General features: G+C 58.5%; 15 protein-coding genes. 2 read left to right on the top strand and 13 right to left on the bottom strand.

All coding sequences use genetic code 11. The features are described from left to right. Positions 1-30: 30 nt before the first annotated feature. The 10 genes from BGE01nite_RS17055 to BGE01nite_RS17015 all read right to left on the bottom strand — a co-directional run bounded on the left by BGE01nite_RS17055 (position 31) and on the right by BGE01nite_RS17015 (position 9,526). A complete protein-coding gene (locus tag BGE01nite_RS17055) occupies positions 31-2,532 on the bottom strand; it encodes a DUF7133 domain-containing protein (RefSeq protein ID WP_146851819.1) in 2,502 nt (833 codons plus the stop codon). A 277-nt stretch (positions 2,533-2,809) separates the two neighbouring features. Further along, positions 2,810-3,082, bottom strand: a complete 273-nt coding sequence (locus tag BGE01nite_RS29045) for a transposase (RefSeq protein ID WP_170266851.1) — start codon at positions 3,080-3,082, stop codon at positions 2,810-2,812. Further along, the gene (locus tag BGE01nite_RS29040; RefSeq protein ID WP_170266850.1) at positions 3,075-3,296 is read right to left on the bottom strand and encodes a hypothetical protein; all 222 of its coding nucleotides are present in this window, start codon (positions 3,294-3,296) and stop codon (positions 3,075-3,077) included. The genes BGE01nite_RS29045 and BGE01nite_RS29040 overlap by 8 nt, the downstream gene beginning before the upstream one ends. Beyond that, on the bottom strand, positions 3,287-3,475 hold the full coding sequence (locus BGE01nite_RS17045; protein WP_146851814.1) for a hypothetical protein: 189 nt from the start codon (positions 3,473-3,475) through the stop codon (positions 3,287-3,289). Before BGE01nite_RS17045 ends, BGE01nite_RS29040 begins: the two co-directional genes overlap by 10 nt. Before the next feature lie 43 nt (positions 3,476-3,518). After that, positions 3,519-4,313: a hypothetical protein gene (locus BGE01nite_RS17040; protein ID WP_146851812.1), complete on the bottom strand. Its 795-nt coding sequence runs from the start codon at positions 4,311-4,313 to the stop codon at positions 3,519-3,521. Then, positions 4,310-5,044: a hypothetical protein gene (locus BGE01nite_RS17035; RefSeq protein ID WP_146851809.1), complete on the bottom strand. Its 735-nt coding sequence runs from the start codon at positions 5,042-5,044 to the stop codon at positions 4,310-4,312. Before BGE01nite_RS17035 ends, BGE01nite_RS17040 begins: the two co-directional genes overlap by 4 nt. Positions 5,045-5,052: 8 nt before the next feature. After that, positions 5,053-6,582, bottom strand: a complete 1,530-nt coding sequence (locus BGE01nite_RS17030; protein WP_146851806.1) for an HlyD family secretion protein — start codon at positions 6,580-6,582, stop codon at positions 5,053-5,055. 12 nt (positions 6,583-6,594) lie between these two features. Further along, a complete protein-coding gene (locus BGE01nite_RS17025) occupies positions 6,595-6,975 on the bottom strand; it encodes a hypothetical protein (RefSeq protein WP_146851803.1) in 381 nt (126 codons plus the stop codon). A gap of 15 nt (positions 6,976-6,990) precedes the next feature. After that, entirely contained in the window at positions 6,991-7,872 is an 882-nt protein-coding gene (locus tag BGE01nite_RS17020) for a hypothetical protein (RefSeq protein WP_146851800.1), read from the bottom strand. Positions 7,873-8,359: 487 nt separating this feature from the next. Continuing rightward, positions 8,360-9,526, bottom strand: a complete 1,167-nt coding sequence (locus tag BGE01nite_RS17015; protein WP_170266849.1) for a glycoside hydrolase family 76 protein — start codon at positions 9,524-9,526, stop codon at positions 8,360-8,362. Positions 9,527-9,923: 397 nt separating this feature from the next. Between BGE01nite_RS17015 and BGE01nite_RS17010 the strand changes: the two genes are divergently transcribed. Further along, positions 9,924-10,463: a peptidoglycan-binding domain-containing protein gene (locus BGE01nite_RS17010; protein ID WP_146851794.1), complete on the top strand. Its 540-nt coding sequence runs from the start codon at positions 9,924-9,926 to the stop codon at positions 10,461-10,463. A gap of 270 nt (positions 10,464-10,733) precedes the next feature. On the opposite strand, the gene carB is transcribed toward BGE01nite_RS17010, so the two are convergent. The 3 genes from carB to BGE01nite_RS16995 form a co-directional block, all read right to left on the bottom strand. After that, positions 10,734-13,937 carry a carbamoyl-phosphate synthase large subunit gene (gene carB, locus BGE01nite_RS17005; RefSeq protein ID WP_146851791.1) on the bottom strand — a complete coding sequence of 1,068 codons (3,204 nt, stop codon included), beginning with the start codon at positions 13,935-13,937 and terminating at the stop codon, positions 10,734-10,736. A gap of 296 nt (positions 13,938-14,233) precedes the next feature. Continuing rightward, positions 14,234-15,313 (bottom strand): M42 family metallopeptidase, encoded by a 1,080-nt coding sequence (locus BGE01nite_RS17000; RefSeq protein ID WP_146851788.1) that lies wholly within the window; start codon positions 15,311-15,313, stop codon positions 14,234-14,236. 61 nt (positions 15,314-15,374) lie between these two features. Beyond that, positions 15,375-16,016, bottom strand: a complete 642-nt coding sequence (locus BGE01nite_RS16995; RefSeq protein WP_146851785.1) for a response regulator transcription factor — start codon at positions 16,014-16,016, stop codon at positions 15,375-15,377. An 87-nt stretch (positions 16,017-16,103) separates the two neighbouring features. On the opposite strand from BGE01nite_RS16995, the gene BGE01nite_RS16990 reads away from it, so the two are divergent. Then, positions 16,104-16,538, top strand: coding sequence for a globin domain-containing protein (locus BGE01nite_RS16990; protein ID WP_146851780.1), 435 nt, complete (start codon positions 16,104-16,106; stop codon positions 16,536-16,538). The last annotated feature ends 76 nt before the right edge of the window (positions 16,539-16,614 follow it).

Genomic DNA, 16,614 nt, shown 5'->3' with positions numbered 1-16,614 from the left:
AGTCTTCCATCAATAGATCGAGAACTCGCGTCACGGAATCTTCAGCAGCTCCTGCTCCGTCCAGGAATCCGTGCGCCGCGATTCCTTCTCGCGGACCGCTTTCATAAAGTCCGGTGAGATGGGCTCCGCACCATGCTCCCACTCGCGCCGGATATAGGTGAGAATGGCGGACAGAGGCTCATCACCCAGGGCGCCGAGCGGCGGCATGTCGAGCTGGTGGCGCCTCTTTTTGACCGTGAGGTAACCACGCACTCCGTGAAGCACGATGCGGGAGAGCCGCTCGGGCGAGCCCGTCACCCATTCGGAATCAACCAGTGGTGGGGCGATGCCATCGAGCCCTGAACCGCTCGGCTGGTGGCAGCCCGCGCAGATGCCGGCGTAAAGCGCCTTGCCCATCTCAAAACGGCCTTGCTCATCCGCCGTCAGCGCGCGCGGCGGCTTGAAACCTGCAGGCACGGGTTTGCCCGGCCAGGTGAGCATGCCTGCTACCTTCTCCGTGCCAGGAGTGTCAAGAAGCGCAGGTCTGGCCTCGAGCTTCACCGTCCGGCGCGTGAAATCCGCCGCATCGGCAGCGAATCCGGCGAGCAGGACTTTGCGCGGCGTGGCACCAGCCATTTCCACGATCGTCAGCAGCTTGGTGACACGCGCCGGGTTGCGTTCCGCCGCCACACAGCCAGCCAGTCCTGGGATCAGCGTCTTGCCGCTGCTTGTGGTTAGGCAATGCTCCAGCAGCTCCAGCTCGCGACCCTTCACACCACTGAGGAGGGCTTCAACCAGATAAGGATGATCCGTCACGCGGCTGGCCATCGCAGCCAGGGCTTGGTCGGCTTTCGAGTCCTTGGCCTCGCCCAGCGTGAGGGCGATCTGCGTTTGCACCTGCGAGTCCGCTTCAGTGGTGGAGAGGGCGATGAGCTTGCTAACCGCAGCGGCGCGCACGTCTCCAGCAAAGAACCCTTCAGCAATGCGCACCGCGCTATTGCGTACACGGGCATCAGCATCAGCGAGGGCCGACTCGACCACTGGCCAGGGGCTCTTGCCCATGCCATCCAGAGTCCACAAAGCATGCATGCGACCGAGCGCAGCCTCACCGCGCGTGAGAGCTTCCAGCGCGGGAACAGTCGCGATATCCGCACGTTCGACAAGGAGGCGCTGCGCCGTCTCCCGATGCCAGGAATTCGTGTGCGCGAGCAGCGGGACGAGGCCAGCACTGTCCATCTTCGCGAGATTCGGCGCAGGACGCTTCTTCGCATTTTCAGGCACGATGCGCCAGATCCTCCCAAGGCCGCGCGGCTCCACCAGATCATGCTCCTGGATATACTTTTCCAAGTAGGGACTCAGCGAGATGCGGTGCTGGATGATGCCGCGATAGAAGTCGATGACGTAAAGCGCTCCATCTGGACCTGTGGTTAGGCTGACAGGGCGGAAGCGTTCATCCGTGGACGCGAGAAATTCACGCTGCTGATAAGCTTCACGCGCCACGAGCTTGCCCTTTTCAAGGGTCATGATGTCCCGCTTCACCAGATGCAGCGCTGGCTCACACGCAAAGGCATTGCCCAGGGCATCCGCGGGGAAGAGATCGCCCCGGTAAATCCAGGGTGAGCACGCCGCGGTAAAATTCTTGATCTTGTGACCCGCCATGTTCTCCGGGATGTAGGCGCGGTTCGTGCCCGGCGTCACACGGATGGGCCACACCGCCTGACTCACCGGTGGTGCGATGCGGCCGCCCGACTTCGCATAGTGCGGATTGCGCAGACGATAGTGGGAGGGCCACATGTCGCCCTGCAGATGGCCGGAATTGTAGTTGTAGAAAAGGCGGCCAAAATCGTCCTGGCTCAGCCCATACTGCCCGCGCACGGAGGAGAGGCTGCGCTCGAAAGCACCTGCGCCACGCCAGCGGAAACGCGCCGCGTATTCCGCAAAGTAGATCCAGTTATCCAGCGCCCAGAGCGGCGAGTTCGCCCCATGCTCCGGGTTCGCCAGCTCAGGGCGGCCCGGGATGGTCTGCGCGCCGGCATCCTGTGCCACCACGATCTTCTCGTCCGCCTTGCCATCGCCATTTTTGTCCGGGCAATACCAGAGCATCGGCGGCGCGCCCACCAGCGCGCCATCACCGACTGGCAGCACCGTGCGCGGCATGATGAGCTGATCCAGGAACACCTTGCTTTGATCAAACCGCCCGTCGCCATCCGAATCAGCAAGGATCACAATCCGGCCCACCGGCTCATCCTCACGATTGCCATGAATGTCCGGCATATACCCCAGCATCTCCACCACCCACATTCGGCCATCCGGCCCAAACTGCGCAAAGATCGGATCCCCCACCAACGGCTCACTCGCCGCCAGCTCCACGCGATACCCCGGCGCCACCTGAAACGTCTTCAACTCCTCCTCCGCCGACAGCGCCCGCGTATCCGGCACCAGCTCCGCAGGCACCAGCGAAGGCGGCACCTCCAACCCTGAGCCTCCCTTTTGGGCGAAGACCGTGGAGGCCAAAAACAAGACTGGCAGAGCGAGGATTCGGGAAAGAGACATGCGTGGGAAGTTCTTCGGTGGCCGCGAACGCGGCTTTTGCAATACGACCCTGCATCCATTGATCTTCAGCACCGCAGGCAATCGGGCTGCAAGAAGGGAGCGCGGAGATTCGCTTCGCGGCTACGCAGCTTCTCGGCTTCATTCAAATGGCGGCGAAGCCGCGAAGATAGAGGCGGACAGGAGTGTCCGCGCTCCGCTCCCCCCATCTAGCTTCGCTCCCAAAGCACAAAGCCCGTCTTCAAACCTGCTTTGGTCGGATTTTCACGAATGTAGGCACTCACGATGCTGAAATGTTCGGGACTGCGGATGAGCCGGTCGAAGTAGTCGGGCTGCCAGAAGGGATTGAGGTCACAGAGACCGATTTGTGGATGAGACGGCTCGAAACGCCTTTCCAGCCTTGCAGCGTGTCGGGCAGCGATTCGCCGTCGCGGAGCGTGAAGAGGACGTGGACGTGATTGGGCATGATGACGTAGCTCCAGAGGTCGTAGCGCTGGCCGTCGAAGTGATGGAGGCGGTCGGCCACAATTTGGGCGAGGCGTGGATCACGCAAGGCGCAGGAGCCGTGCGCGGCGTTCGTCGAGCTTGTCGGAGAACGGGCCGTGGTAGCAGGCTTCGGTGAGATCATCCCACGGTGGTGGATTCGCGGCGAGGAAGGCGCCGCGGCTTGTTCGTCGTCGCTTTGGCGAAGAAGAAGCGCGAAGCCAGTCGTCGAGGAGTTCACGCGGCAGCCAATCGGCGAGGCGGAAGGTGGCGATTACGGCCACGCCTCTGCATCTGCTGCGACAGTGAGTTTGTCCACCTTAACGCGAATACGGCTGACCTTGCAGGTCGTCACCGTCTTCTTGATTTCCAGGTCCAGAATCTGGCCGTCAGTGGTGCTGAGGCGAAAGGCTTCCATCGCATCATTGATGGCTTTGACGAGTGTTTTGAGTTTGGCTTCCATGCTGTATGTGGGCTGTTTTGAGATGCTAAATTGCTGGCGAAGATCACTTTTCTGGGCGTGGATGTGTTCCCTTTTCTTTCCGAATAGGATGCTCGAAAATGACTACGGTCAGAAAGTCAACGCCATAATCTTCGAGGTAACGCTGTGGCAAGCTAAGCTTTTCTTGCTGAGGACGATTTGTCACGGGATCAATCCTGTCCTTGCTGGCTTTTAAATAGCCCAATTCTTCGGTTATCTTGCTTGTCCTTCGTGTGAATGATTTTTGGTCGACTGCTAGGTTTAGACGCGCCCCCAGTAATCCACCCTTGAACAATCCTGGCTTGGGAGTGCTGTGATCAAGTATCTGTCCCTTCTTTATAGGAAGAGACGTGCGAGTGGCTTTGTCGGGAAACTCATAGCGGTCAACAATGACATATCGAGCCACACCCGGTCGGGGGTTATCCACGTAATAATCCGCATATCCCAGGCTGTTTTGAAAATCTGGCACCCCAACTGTGTAAGCCAACCTACTGTTCAAAACGGTTTTGGGCTTCGTGCCAAGCTTCTCAACAAGCTTGGTTCGCCACTGCTCAGGCACATCTGTGATTTCTAGGAGATCAGGCTCCGCTCTTTTGGAGTCCATGTAATGACTCATTAGCTTGCTTGAATGTGGGATGCCTACTAATGGAAGCTTGCCAGCCTGTGCGACTTCCTTCCAGACACGAGAGTTTCGGTCTATTGTGGCTTTCTCAGGCCTGACCCCAGCGTCGGGCTTCTTGCTCAGAGCATCAAGCCGCTTGACGGCTGCGTCAGGGATCCGTCCCTTCAGTCCTTCAATCTGTTTTTTGAGAGTGCTCATGACGCAAAAGGTTGCCTCGCCAATTCGAACCCATGCACACACCGTGCCGTCCCCCCACCCAGCGAAATCGCCCGCCACGGCGCTTCCCAACGGGATTCGTTTTTGAATGTGCTGCCCTCTAGGTTTACATGGGCGATGCAGCGCAGCATGTAAGTGTTGCGCAGGTCGATGGTGAAATCGAAAAAGTGCGAGTTCGCGCCGACATCGAATTCCAACATGGTGTAGTAGTCATACTTGTCCTTGCCGCCCATGTGCAGCTTGCCCAGTTGGATACGCAGCAGGGAGTCGTATTCCACGGGCTCGAGGGATTCTTGCTTGATGAGCCAATATACGCGCACGCCGGATTCCGTCGGATCTGAGAGCAGGCGTTCGATCTTCAGCGGCAGATGTGGTGGGCGGGTGTAAATCTGCTGGCTGGTGCGCGTCTCGCACTGCTTTTCAGTGTGGCAAACCTCGCCCCCATCCTCTCCGCCTACGTGATGGCACACTTCAACATCCGAGCATTCTCGAATCGAAATCCTATAGTCACAGTTGGCAGAAAGCCCCGCAAAGAGGTAATGTCTGTCGCCTAATTGTTGCACACCCCCCGTTTGCCCAACTCCTGAGGCAGGCGAAATGGAAACTCCGTCAACGTAATCCTTAAAAGGATGCCATCGCACCTCCAGAGACTCATATTCGCGCTTGATAAAATACAGCGGCGACCGTGGAGGAGGTTCTGGTGCGTCTGGCATAGCGCGAGTTAGGTCAGCGTCATTTCAGCCTCAGGCATCTGGTAGCTGCCCCGATCGAAGGTGTAGTTGAGGGGGATTTGATCCAAAAGATTGGCCACCTTGTCCAATTCTACTACGACCTCCCATTCATCATTGTCGGAGTCATGGCCGCGGATGGAGACCACGGAGCCTTTGAGCTGGATGTTCCCGCCATCTTCCAAGACGTTGAGGAGTTTCACGACGGCTACCATACCAAGGCGGACGGGCTGGTGACAATTGATCACGCCCACGAGCAAGAAGTGGTCGCTAGACTCCACGCGCATGATGGGCTCGCCAGCCTGGACATACTCGCCAGCATCTTTGTAAACGTGGGTAACGGTGCCAGCGATAGGAGAGGTGAGGAAGGAGTCGGCATAGGCAAGCATGGCCCGCTTGGCATCAAGTTCCATCTGCTTGAGTTCGAGCGTCCAGATTCTCTCCAACTCAGCGAGGCGACGATTGTAAGTCTGTTGTTGGATAATTTCTTCCTCCAGGGCGGAGAGTTCGCGATGCCAGCGAGAGAGCTCCTCCTCCCACGGACAGCGCGCGTCTTCGTTGAAGCGAGTGGAGCGGTTGGTGGGGTAGAAGGTTTCGCTTTCTTGGGCGACGTAGCGCTTGAGATTGCCAATGACACTGACGAGCAGCGCCAGTGTTGCTGGGGTCACTGCGCCATTGTCATCAATGGGCAATGGTAGTGTGGCAAGCGCAGCGGCAGCGGCCTCGGTGAGCCCCGAGGTGGGGAGATTGAAGGTCGGGCTGCTGATGTGCTTGTGCTTGCGCTCTTCTTCGCCTTGCGCACCGGTGGTAACGGCATTGATGTTAGTGTGGCTTCCGATATTCACGGTGCCTACCGGCAGGCTTTTGTTCTTGGTGATTACCGAGCTGACGGTTTCAGCACCGGGGCTGTCCCAAGGAAAGTCCCCCTCGCGCTCCACCACCGCATTTTTGAGGTATTCAGAGTGGGTTTCTGGCTTGTAAGCATAGTCCTTGGCGGGCACCGGTCCACCATCAGGTGTGCCATCGGGGGTGTAGCGTTGGATTTGCCAACTTGAGTAAAGCTTGTCCAGCTTGGCGTGGCGCTCGCCAATGGAAGTTTCCAACGCCTCTAGATGTTTCAGCTTGCTGGTCAAACGTCGCTGCCAGTCTATAGCCAAGTCGGCAAGTGATCCAGCTTTGTGCTTTTCCAGGTAGAGCGTTTCGCGCTTGTTGAGTGCGCGTTCGAGTTCGCAACTAGCCTCTTCATTGCGCAACACGAAGAAGGCCTGGGGGTTCAGCACGCCGTGGATGTAGGTGCTTGTGCCTCGCAACGTATCGCCGGACGCATCCAACAGATTGGGGTAAAGGCTGGTCTCCATCGAGAATCCGTTGGCGACCTTGAATCCCATTTGCGCGCTGGCACCGTTGGTGCCATCGATAGCGCGAATGTGCCGCGCGGCTATTGCTCCGGCACGGGGGAAGGAGAGATCCGTGGATAGGAAAGGACGCAGTTGAAAAGACCTTATCTTCGCTTGGAGGGGCATATTCGGGCGGAATTAGGGGAGTTTGTAGAAGCTCTGGTGCAGCACACAATGAACCATCGAGTCTGCGTTAGGCACCTCCGTCACCGCAGCACATAAAGTGGGTATCGTGGCCAAGTTGACAGTTCGCACTTCACCCGGGAGCAAGGAAAAGATTAATTCATAGTCGTTTGTGCCTGCGGTCTTATTGTATTTGAACACATCAATGGGCTCCCCCAGATCATCGTTGCGGACGGTGAGTAACAGCCCCATCTCGATCGTGGGCTTAGCGCCGTCTTTGATGCGATCTGGTTGTCCGCCCCAAATAGAAATGAGCTTCGCTGACTTTTTTGGAGGATCGCCGGCCGCCTTATCATAGTAGCGAACCTTCACAGAGTAAGAAACAGATTGGTTCATTTGGGATTGAAGGGTTCAAACCTCGACTGGTGCCTGATCGACCGTGATGCGCAGAGTTAACGGGGGCGTATTCGACAGCCACGGGGTCAACGAAAGGTTCTTGGGATCATTAAAAGTGGCGGGCTGGATGTTGCCTGACATGTCAGCCGTAGTGTCAGCAGGCCAAATATTGTCGAAATATGTCTGCGATTTGGCAGGAGCATTGACGCCATTTTCAACTTGAACGCTTACATCGTAACGAGCGTATTGAGTGTCATGTAGGCGGCTACGATTAGCGCGAATATTTCCATACACATATCGCGTGTTTAGGTTTGGCGGCATCGAAGCTCGCAAATTGCGCCATTCTCCCAAAATCACTCGTGATGCTCGGACGGTTAGCGCCACCTGGGTGAGTTTGAATGTGTTGTCATTCGAGTTCAGCTTTGGAGTCAACTTCAATACCTCGGTATAAAAGTGATACCGTTTTGAACTGCCATGGTCCGTCCATCCGTCTCGCTTCCACCAGTCGTGTGCATTTGTGTTCAATTGCTGTAAACCTGCCAGATATTTTCTGAACTCTGGGACGAACAGACAGTCTGGTGAGTCGGGAACAGCGTCTTGCAGGAGGACTTCAGGAAAGCTTACGCGGCGCACTATGAACCAGGGTGCCCGTGACATTACCTCACCCAAATTCACGTCAAGGCTGAATCCACCCTTGGGCGTAAAAGAAGACTCAACTGCCAAGGTGCTGTCGTCGTAAACGTAATCGTTGGGATCGTCAATCGTTGGAACGCGAACTATCAACTCTTCGTTGAAAGTTTGAGCAGGGTGCTGGCCGTCTTCGGCGTAGAAGTAGTCAGCAGAGATGCCTGTGTTGGGCATCGTGTCATAGGTGTCATTGTTGGGGTGGCGCGGCATATGCAATGGCATATGATGCTAGTGTGGTCGTCGTGAACGCGTAAAGAAAAATCGTCGTTCATCTATGATACTCCTGCAGCGCCCGCACCTGCACCTCGCTCCCTTGCAGCGATTTGATGGCTTTCAGCGCGGCATCGGCACCGCGGAGGGTGGTCATGATGGGGATGCGGTTCTGCATGGAAGCGATGAGGGCTTTGATCTCATGCTCATGAGTACTTCATAATACGGAGAATTGATAAGGCGTCATATTCTCATTTTTCATTAGGTCAATGACGTTTGAGCTCTGGCCACTGGCGGGTTTCGGGGAATACTATGCGACGCTTCGGGGAGCTAGGTGCTGGTGCCAGTCGCAGCTTGGACTGTTGAAGCACACCTTGCTCATAGCTGCCTTTTCGATCCTTGGCGCTGTTCTCGCTTGTCACTTCGAAGGTGAGTGGATCAGCGCCCGTGGCTTTGATCACATCGTTCCACCGTAACGAAGGCGGCATCACTTGCCCGGCAGGACTGCGACGAGTGCGATGAGGGCCGAGAGGTGGGTGTTGAAATTGCGCTCCTGGTTTTTCGCTCCGGGATGCCACTCGGCCGGGAACAGCCCATCCTTGCCTGTGTCGAGAGCGAGGATGGCGCGGGCCGTTTCGCTCAGGCAGCGGTCGATCCGGGTGACGGTCTCTGGATGCAGGTGGCGGGCGGAGAGAAAGTCGCGGGTGCGGCGCAGGTGCCTCGCCATGATCCCTTTGAAGAGGCAGCCGTCCCAGCCGCTGGTGCCCAGGCGTTCCATGAGAATGCCGTCGTCGCGGACGAATCCACTGCGGGTCAGGATGGCTTCGGTCGCCTGGGCCACCTCCTCGGCATCGCCCGGACTTCCCGTCAGCTCGGCATAAGCGGTTAGGCCAGCGAGGTAGGCGCCCTGGTTGTAGCTCCAATAGTCTCCCTGGTGACCGGGGCCATCCACCACGCCAGTGCCATCGAAGACCTTCTGTTCCACCAGCCAGGTGTGGGAGCGCTCTGCCCAGGCTTTGGTTTCCGGCGTTGGGTCGAGCCGCGCCAGGTCGGAGGAAAGCATGAGGAAGAGGCTGTTGGTGATGGAGTTGGTCTTCTGCTTATCGGGCTCCGTGCACCACATGACCCCGCCGCCGTCTTGCTTCCAATGAGCGGCCATGTGGGCCTGGATGGTTTTGGCCGTCGCGAGAAAGTCGGGGTTCTTCGTCCGCTCATAGGCCCTGAGCCAGGCCACGCCCCACCAGCCAGAGTCGTCGAGGTATTCGTTGCGGAACTCGGTCTGCCCCTGATGTCCCCGGTTCATTGGCGGGTCCTTGGAAAGGACCTGGCCTCTCTTTTCCAATTCCTTCAGGGCTAGGGGGATGCGTGAAGCTGGGTCGCGGTTGATCCGGTGCAGCCGGATCAGGGCGTCGTCGTGATCGCCCTCTCCCGTCGCGTCCATGAGGTCAACCAGCGTCTCGACGGCGTTGGCGGCGGACCACCAAGGCGGGTTGACCCTGCCTTCCACATGGGCGCGAAGATTGTCGCCAGGACGGTCCAGCCAGATGGCGATCGCGTCCGACCAGAACATTTTGTCGAGCACAGCCACACTTTCACGAACCACGTCTCTCATACGGCCAGGGGACTCTGCACGGGCCGTGTTTACGATGAGCATGAGACCCCAGAGGAGAATCAAGTGAAACTGTTTCGGCATACACAAGCCCTATACAGAGCCCAATCAAATCCACCATGGCCAATTCGCTGAGAAACACGCTGCTCGCGCGACTGCGAATTCATGCAGTGGCGTGTGAGCATCGAGGGGTGTGAAAAAGGAAAAGCATGGCCCCCCATTTCGCCTTGCAAAGAGCAAGATCGCCACTGGCTATCTTGCGATTAGCCCGATGAAACCTGGAGTTTCGAAAGTCTGTCTTCAGCCACTTCACGTTGAAAATCAGTAAGCTAAACACCAACGCCACGGCCTGGCGCGGTCCATGCGTCATCATCGCCGTTAAACCCGCTAAACAATGAAAACCTCATTCTACACCCATTCCAAAATCTTAGTGATAGCTGCGATGGTTGCTTCAAGCATCTCTGCGCTGCCAAGTACAGCCCAGGCGAAAAATCCCCATTCGCACGGCCATTCGCATCATGCTGGTCATGGCAAAGGCAACGGTAAAGGCAATGGCTATGGCCATGGCTATGGCCATGGCAATGACCGGGTAGCATATCTTTCACGTCCACGTTCCAGCTTTACGCTGTCCTTCGGCACGGGCTACGCTGGTCGCGGATACTACTATGGACCGCCTTCGTCCTCCTACTATTATCAGGCTCCCGGCGTCCGCTATTATGCCACTCGCAGCTCGGTGCCCAGCTATTACGGTTCGGGCTACGGCTGTTCTGGCTATGGCAGCCCTGGCTATGGCAGCCCTGGCTATGGCAACACAGGGGCAGCCGTGCAACAAGCCCTGGCCCGCAGTGGCTACTACAATGGCAGCATCGATGGCCAATTGGGGCCTATGTCACAGCGTGCGATTGCAAACTATCAGTCTGACAACGGTCTGGCCGTGACGGGCACCGTCACCTCCAGCCTGCTAAGGTCGCTCGGGCTGTAATTGCCAGACATGTCGGCAGCCTTGCCATCGTTGAGGTGGCAAGGCTGCCTAGAGAAAAGCGATCAATGGTCTTCGTCTTGTTGCCAAAACAGCAAGCATTCGCAGGAACCTCAACAAGGTGGTTTCTCCGGCAACCTTGGAATAAGCTACATGGCATGCTGATGCTAGATCGACCTGAGTGGCACTAGCAGGTAAAATGTGTGACAAGGCCCAGCAACGAGACACATGAGGGACAGGGCGGAGCCCGCACTGGCCTCTAGCGGCGTGAGACTACGCGTGATACTCCTGCAGCGCCTTCACCTGCACGTCACTCTGCTGGAGTGACTTGATGGCTTTGAGCGCGGCATCGGCACCACGGAGGGTGGTCATGATGGGGATGCGGTTCTGCATGGAGGCGGTGCGGATCTTGATCTCGTCCTCGCGCGGGTTTTTGCCGCTGGGGGTGTTGATCACGAGGGCCATGTCCTTGTTCTTCATCAGGTCGATGACGTTCGGGCGCTGGCCAGAGGCGAGCTTCGGCAGGATGTTCACGGGGATGCCAGCCTCGCTGATGACGCCGCCGGTGCCGGCAGTGGCATACAGGGTGAAGCCGAGCTCGGCGTAACCTTTGGCGATGCGGACCACGTTCGGGCGGTCGGTTTCCTTGACGCTGATGAAGACATTGCCCTTCGTCGGCAGGGTGCCGCCGGCGGCCATCTGGCTCTTCGCGAAGGCCATGCCGAGATCTTCATCGATGCCCATGACCTCGCCGGTGCTCTTCATTTCTGGGCCGAGGATGATGTCCACGCCCTGGAACTTGCTGAAGGGGAACACGGCTTCCTTCACACTGTAGTGCGGAGGGATGACCTCGCTGGTGAAGCCCAGTTCCTTGAGTGTCTTGCCGGCCATGATCTTGGCGGCCAGCTTCGGCAGCGGCACGCCGATGGCCTTGCTCACGAACGGAGCCGTGCGGGAGGCACGCGGGTTCACTTCGATCACGTAGAGATCGTCACCCTTCACGGCGAGCTGCATGTTCATCAAGCCGCGCACGTTGAGAGCCTTCGCCAGCTTCTTCGCGGCCTCGCGGATGCGGTCCTGCATTTCAGCGCTGAGGCTGAAGGGCGGGATGACGCAGGCGCTGTCACCGGAGTGAATGCCCGCCTCTTCGATGTGCTCCATGATGGCACCGATGACGGTGGTCTCACCATCGCTGATGCAGTCCACGTCAACTTCCGTGGCATCTTCCAGGAAGCGGTCTACCAGCACGGGGCGGTCAGGCGTGGCCTCGACCGCGTTCTTCATGTAGTGGGTCAGCTCAGCATCGCTGTAAACGATCTGCATGGCGCGGCCACCGAGCACGAAGCTCGGACGCACCAGGCTGGGATAACCAATTTTAGCGGTGATGGCCAGCGCCTCCTCCAGAGAGGTGGCGGTGCCGCTCTCCGCTTGATGCAGACCGAGATCATCCAGCAGCTTGGCGAAGAGCTTGCGATCTTCAGCGAGCTCGATGTTCTTCGGCGAAGTGCCGATGATGCGGACGCCGTTTTCTTCCAGGCCCTTGGCCAGGTTCAGTGGTGTCTGACCGCCGAACTGCACGATCACGCCGAGCACCTGGTCGTCCTTGTTCTCGCTGTCGTAGATGTTCAGCACGTCTTCCAGAGTCAGCGGCTCAAAGTAGAGCTTGTCACTGGTGTCATAGTCCGTGGAAACGGTCTCCGGATTGGAGTTCACCATGATGGTCTCAAAGCCCAGCTCACGCAGCGCGAAGCTGGCATGCACGCAGCAGTAGTCGAACTCGATGCCCTGGCCGATGCGGTTCGGACCACCACCGAGGATGATGACCTTCTTCTTGTCACCATGACGCACTTCGTCCTCGATGCCGTAGGTGCTGTAGTAGTAAGGCGTGTAAGCTTCAAACTCCGCCGCGCAGGTGTCCACGAGACGGTAGGTGGGGATGATGCCGCCTTTTTTGCGCTCAGCGCGCACATCACTTTCCTTCACGCCTTTGGCGATGGCGATCTGGCGATCTGAGAAGCCGAGTCTCTTCGCACGGCGAAGATCCACGGAGGCGAGCTTCTGCTGCTCTTTGACAATCTCCTCGATCTGACGGAGGAACCAGCGATCAATCTTCGTTAGGCTGAACACTTTTTCCACATCCCAGCCGCGGGCAAAGGCCACGCCGAGGAAGAAGATGCGCTCCGCATTGGGAACGGTGAGCTTGGTGGTGAGGGTCTCGTCATCCACTTCCACATCCGCGCCATCACCGATGAGGCCGAAGCGCTTGATCTCCAGGCTGCGCAGAGCCTTCTGGAGGGATTCCTTGAACGTGCGGCCGATGGCCATGGCCTCGCCCACGGACTTCATCTGCGTGGTCAGCGTAGCATCAGCACCCGGGAATTTTTCAAAGGTGAAGCGCGGCACCTTGGTGACCACGTAGTCGATCGTCGGCTCAAACGCGGCTGGCGTGTGACGGGTGATGTCGTTCTTCAGCTCGTCCAGGGTATAACCAACTGCGAGTTTGGCAGCGATCTTCGCGATCGGGAAGCCCGTGGCCTTGGAGGCAAGCGCGGAACTGCGGCTCACGCGCGGGTTCATCTCGATCACGATCATGCGACCCGTGTCCGGATGGATGGCGAACTGAATGTTCGATCCACCGGTTTCCACACCGATCTCGCGGATGCAGGCGAAGCTGGCATCACGCATGATCTGGTATTCACGATCCGTCAGCGTCTGGATCGGCGCCACGGTGATCGAGTCACCCGTGTGCACGCCCATCGGGTCCAAGTTTTCGATGGAGCAGATGATCACGCAGTTGTCCGCGCGGTCACGGATCACTTCCATTTCAAATTCCTTCCAGCCCAGCAGCGATTCCTCGATGAGCACCTCGCTCACCGGCGAGAGGTCAAGACCGCGACCGGTGATGAACTCAAACTCTTCCTTGTTATACGCGATGCCGCCGCCGGTGCCGCCGAGGGTGTAGGCGGGGCGGATGACGAGCGGCAGGGTGCCGATGTCCTCGGCGATCTTGCGCGCTTCCTCGATCGTGTGGGCCACGCCGGACTTCGGCAGGTCCAGACCGATCTTGAGCATGGCATTCTTGAAGAGCAGGCGGTCCTCACCTTTCTCGATGGCGTCCGGCTTCGCGCCGATCATGCGTACGCCGTGCTTTTCCAGGGTGCCTGCGCGGTGCAGGGACATGGCCGTGTTCAGCGCGGTCTGACCGCCGAGGGTCGGGAGCAGCACGTCCGGCTTTTCCTTGATGATGATCTTCTCCACCATTTCCGGCGTGATCGGCTCGATGTAGGTCCGGAAGGCAAATTCCGGGTCGGTCATGATCGTGGCCGGGTTCGAATTGATCAGCACCACTTGGTAGCCTTCCTCACGCAGCGCCTTGCAGGCCTGGACACCGGAATAGTCGAACTCACAGCCCTGGCCGATGACGATGGGGCCGGAACCGATGACGAGAATGCGTTGGATGGAGGTGTCTTTAGGCATGGGAGCGTGACGAGGTCTGCGTGAGGGGGTGGAAGGAAAGCGTTAGGTTGGGCGCTTTCAGGGGCGGGTTTCGCAGACTTGGGAGGCTGCGGCACGGCATCGCGGGGCCGGAAAGCTCGGCATCTTGCATGGACTGCGCGGTGCGTCAAATGCGCGGGCAGATTTGGGCGAAAATGACGGCGATCCCGAGGGCCGATGGGCTGCGTCAAGGGCCGAAAAGCGTCAAAAAGGGCCTTTTCTCATGCCTGCGACCCCGATTGCCCTCAGTTTTGGCCATCCGGAGGCTACGATTCAGTTCACAGCCTCACCTTAAACTCATCCTTCTCCGTCACGCTTTCGGCAAAGGCGACGAGGAGCTGGATGATCTGCTCCACATCCCGCAGGTCCACCATTTCCACCACGCTGTGCATGTAGCGCAGGGGCAGGGAAACGAGCGCGCTGGGGATGCCATACTGCTGGGTGAAGATGACGTCCGTGTCCGTGCCGGTGAAGCGGGAGGACGACTCGTGCTGAAGCGGGATCTTTTTCTTCTCCGCCACATCGATCAGCCGCTGCACGACTTCGATGTGGTTCGCGCTGCCGTGCGTGAGGCTGGGGCCGCCGTTGAGCTTGACCTCGCCATGCTTCTTCAGATCCAGGCTCGGGATGTCCGTGGCATGCGTCACATCCAGGACAATGGCCACGTCCGGCATCAGACGATGCGCGGCCATCTTGGCACCGTTGCCACCGATCTCCTCCTGCACGGAGTTCACGGCAATGACGGTGCTCTTTTGACGCTTCTTCGCCTTGCTCAGACGCTGCATGACCTCGGCGATGATGAACCCGCCAATGCGGTTGTCGATGGCACGGCCGAACAAACGATGCTCATTCAGTTCCTCCGCCGCGTCCGCATACACCGCCGGATGTCCCACACGGATGCCTGCCTGCGCCACCTCTTCAGCGCTCGTCGCTCCGATGTCGATCCAGAGCTCGTGGATCTTTGGAGCCTTTTCATCATGACGGTTTTCACGGATGTGGATGGCGATGTTTCCAGTAACGCCACGCACGGTTCCCTTGTCTCCCAGAATGTCCATGCGCCGACCACGGCCTGCGGCCACATCACTTCCGCCCACGCTGTCCAGGCTGATGAAGCCTTCCTTGGAGATGTATTTCACCATGTAGCCGATCTCATCTGCATGCGCCTCAAACATGATGCGGCGCGGCTTCTTGCCAGAGCCTTCCAGCGTGGCCCAGGCCGTGCCGTAGGCGTCACTCTCCACCTTGTCAGCAAACTTGCGTGTGTAGGCAGCCCATTTGCGCTGGCCGCGAAATTCAAAGCCCGTCGGGCTGGGGGTGGAAAGGAGGTCGAGAAGGAAATTCTTGGAGGCAGGGGACATGTGGATCATCAGAGGTCAGCAGAGTCTGGACAAGGTCAAGGACTCCTTTGACCCACGCCGCTCACCGCGCGCTCAAGACTTCCAGCGCCTGCAGGCTCGCCGCATTGCGGCTTTCCACACCCATCTTTTGGAAGCAGGTGCCGAGATGCTGCTTGGCGGTCTTTTCACTCATGCCGAGGATCGCGGCCACATCGCCGTTGCTCTTGCCCTGGGTCACCCAGAGCAGCACCTCTGCCTCGCGCGGAGTCAGGCTGAAGGCCTTCTGCAAAGGCTCATGACTGGTGAAGTCAGGATTGAACCCACCACTCTCTGCCATGCGCTCTTGCAGAGCCTCGGCACGCGCCAGACGGGTCTGCACAGCGGCCAGGAGATCATCACGCACCACCGGCTTGGTCAGGTAGTCGTCCGCGCCGAAATTCATGCCGATGCGCACATCACTGCGGTCGCTCTTGGCCGTGAGGAAGATAAAGGGCGTGTTGGCGAAGTTATCGTCCTCACGCAGGGCCTGCACCACGCCGTAGCCATCGAGCTCAGGCATCATCACGTCACAGAGGACGAGGTCAGGCTTCTCCTGGCGGGCCACTTCCACACCCACGCGGCCGTTCTCGGCAGTGCAGGTCTTGTAGCCTTCCAGTTCCAGCATCAGCGCCACATTCCGGCGCATGGGGGCCTGGTCTTCGATGATGAGGATTTTCTTCGACATGGGTGCGATGATGGCATGGTGCGCGGGAAATGCCATCCGACGAAAGTCGGATACTCGCAAAATCGGCTTTATGGTTAATTGGATTAAATGACTGCTCAGCAAGTTTACCTGATCCGAAAGACCTTCGCCGAACTCTCCCGCCATGACCATGTGGCGGCGCTGGTGTTCTACCGGCGGCTGTTTGAGATCGATCCTGCTCTCAGGCCGCTTTTCACCGGCGGCATCGAGGCCCAGGCGCGCAAGCTCATGGACATGCTCGGCGTGCTGATCTCCATGCTGGAGAGGCCGGTGGGGCTGGACATGGAACTCCGGGCTCTGGGCGGACGCCACGCCGGCTATGGGGTGAAGGACGAGCACTATGCCACGGTCGGCCAGGCATTTCTGGACATGCTGTCCGAGACTCTGGAAAAGAATTTTACGCCGGAGGTGCGTGCCGCCTGGACGGCGCTCTACGGCATGGTGGCCGCGGCAATGCAGGTGGGGGCCAAGGAGAAAGAGGAAGCTCTGAAGATCACAAGGTGAGGTTTGTGATCTGAACCTGGGGCTTGTGATCGCGGCTGACCTGGCCGTCGGAAGCGTCCCTGTGCAAAGGTTGTTG

The sequence above is a fragment of the Prosthecobacter gellanilyticus genome, from assembly GCF_007992435.1.
Lineage (GTDB): Bacteria > Verrucomicrobiota > Verrucomicrobiia > Verrucomicrobiales > Verrucomicrobiaceae > Prosthecobacter > Prosthecobacter gellanilyticus.
Note: the sequence above shows the minus strand (reverse complement) of the source record. Positions and strands in the feature narration are given on the sequence as shown.

What these genes read in the sequence shown, in the direction of transcription:
- BGE01nite_RS16995 (WP_146851785.1), bottom strand. Translation starts at nt 16,016, where the DNA reads ATGTCGAAGAAAATCCTCATCATCGAAGACCAGGCCCCCATGCGCCGG.
- BGE01nite_RS16990 (WP_146851780.1), top strand. Translation starts at nt 16,104, where the DNA reads ATGACTGCTCAGCAAGTTTACCTGATCCGAAAGACCTTCGCCGAACTC.
- BGE01nite_RS17040 (WP_146851812.1), bottom strand. Translation starts at nt 4,313, where the DNA reads ATGAGCACTCTCAAAAAACAGATTGAAGGACTGAAGGGACGGATCCCT.
- BGE01nite_RS17015 (WP_170266849.1), bottom strand. Translation starts at nt 9,526, where the DNA reads ATGCTCATCGTAAACACGGCCCGTGCAGAGTCCCCTGGCCGTATGAGA.
- carB (WP_146851791.1), bottom strand. Translation starts at nt 13,937, where the DNA reads ATGCCTAAAGACACCTCCATCCAACGCATTCTCGTCATCGGTTCCGGC.
- BGE01nite_RS17010 (WP_146851794.1), top strand. Translation starts at nt 9,924, where the DNA reads ATGGTTGCTTCAAGCATCTCTGCGCTGCCAAGTACAGCCCAGGCGAAA.
- BGE01nite_RS17055 (WP_146851819.1), bottom strand. Translation starts at nt 2,532, where the DNA reads ATGTCTCTTTCCCGAATCCTCGCTCTGCCAGTCTTGTTTTTGGCCTCC.
- BGE01nite_RS17035 (WP_146851809.1), bottom strand. Translation starts at nt 5,044, where the DNA reads ATGCCAGACGCACCAGAACCTCCTCCACGGTCGCCGCTGTATTTTATC.
- BGE01nite_RS17045 (WP_146851814.1), bottom strand. Translation starts at nt 3,475, where the DNA reads ATGGAAGCCAAACTCAAAACACTCGTCAAAGCCATCAATGATGCGATG.
- BGE01nite_RS17025 (WP_146851803.1), bottom strand. Translation starts at nt 6,975, where the DNA reads ATGAACCAATCTGTTTCTTACTCTGTGAAGGTTCGCTACTATGATAAG.
- BGE01nite_RS17000 (WP_146851788.1), bottom strand. Translation starts at nt 15,313, where the DNA reads ATGTCCCCTGCCTCCAAGAATTTCCTTCTCGACCTCCTTTCCACCCCC.
- BGE01nite_RS17030 (WP_146851806.1), bottom strand. Translation starts at nt 6,582, where the DNA reads ATGCCCCTCCAAGCGAAGATAAGGTCTTTTCAACTGCGTCCTTTCCTA.
- BGE01nite_RS17020 (WP_146851800.1), bottom strand. Translation starts at nt 7,872, where the DNA reads ATGCCGCGCCACCCCAACAATGACACCTATGACACGATGCCCAACACA.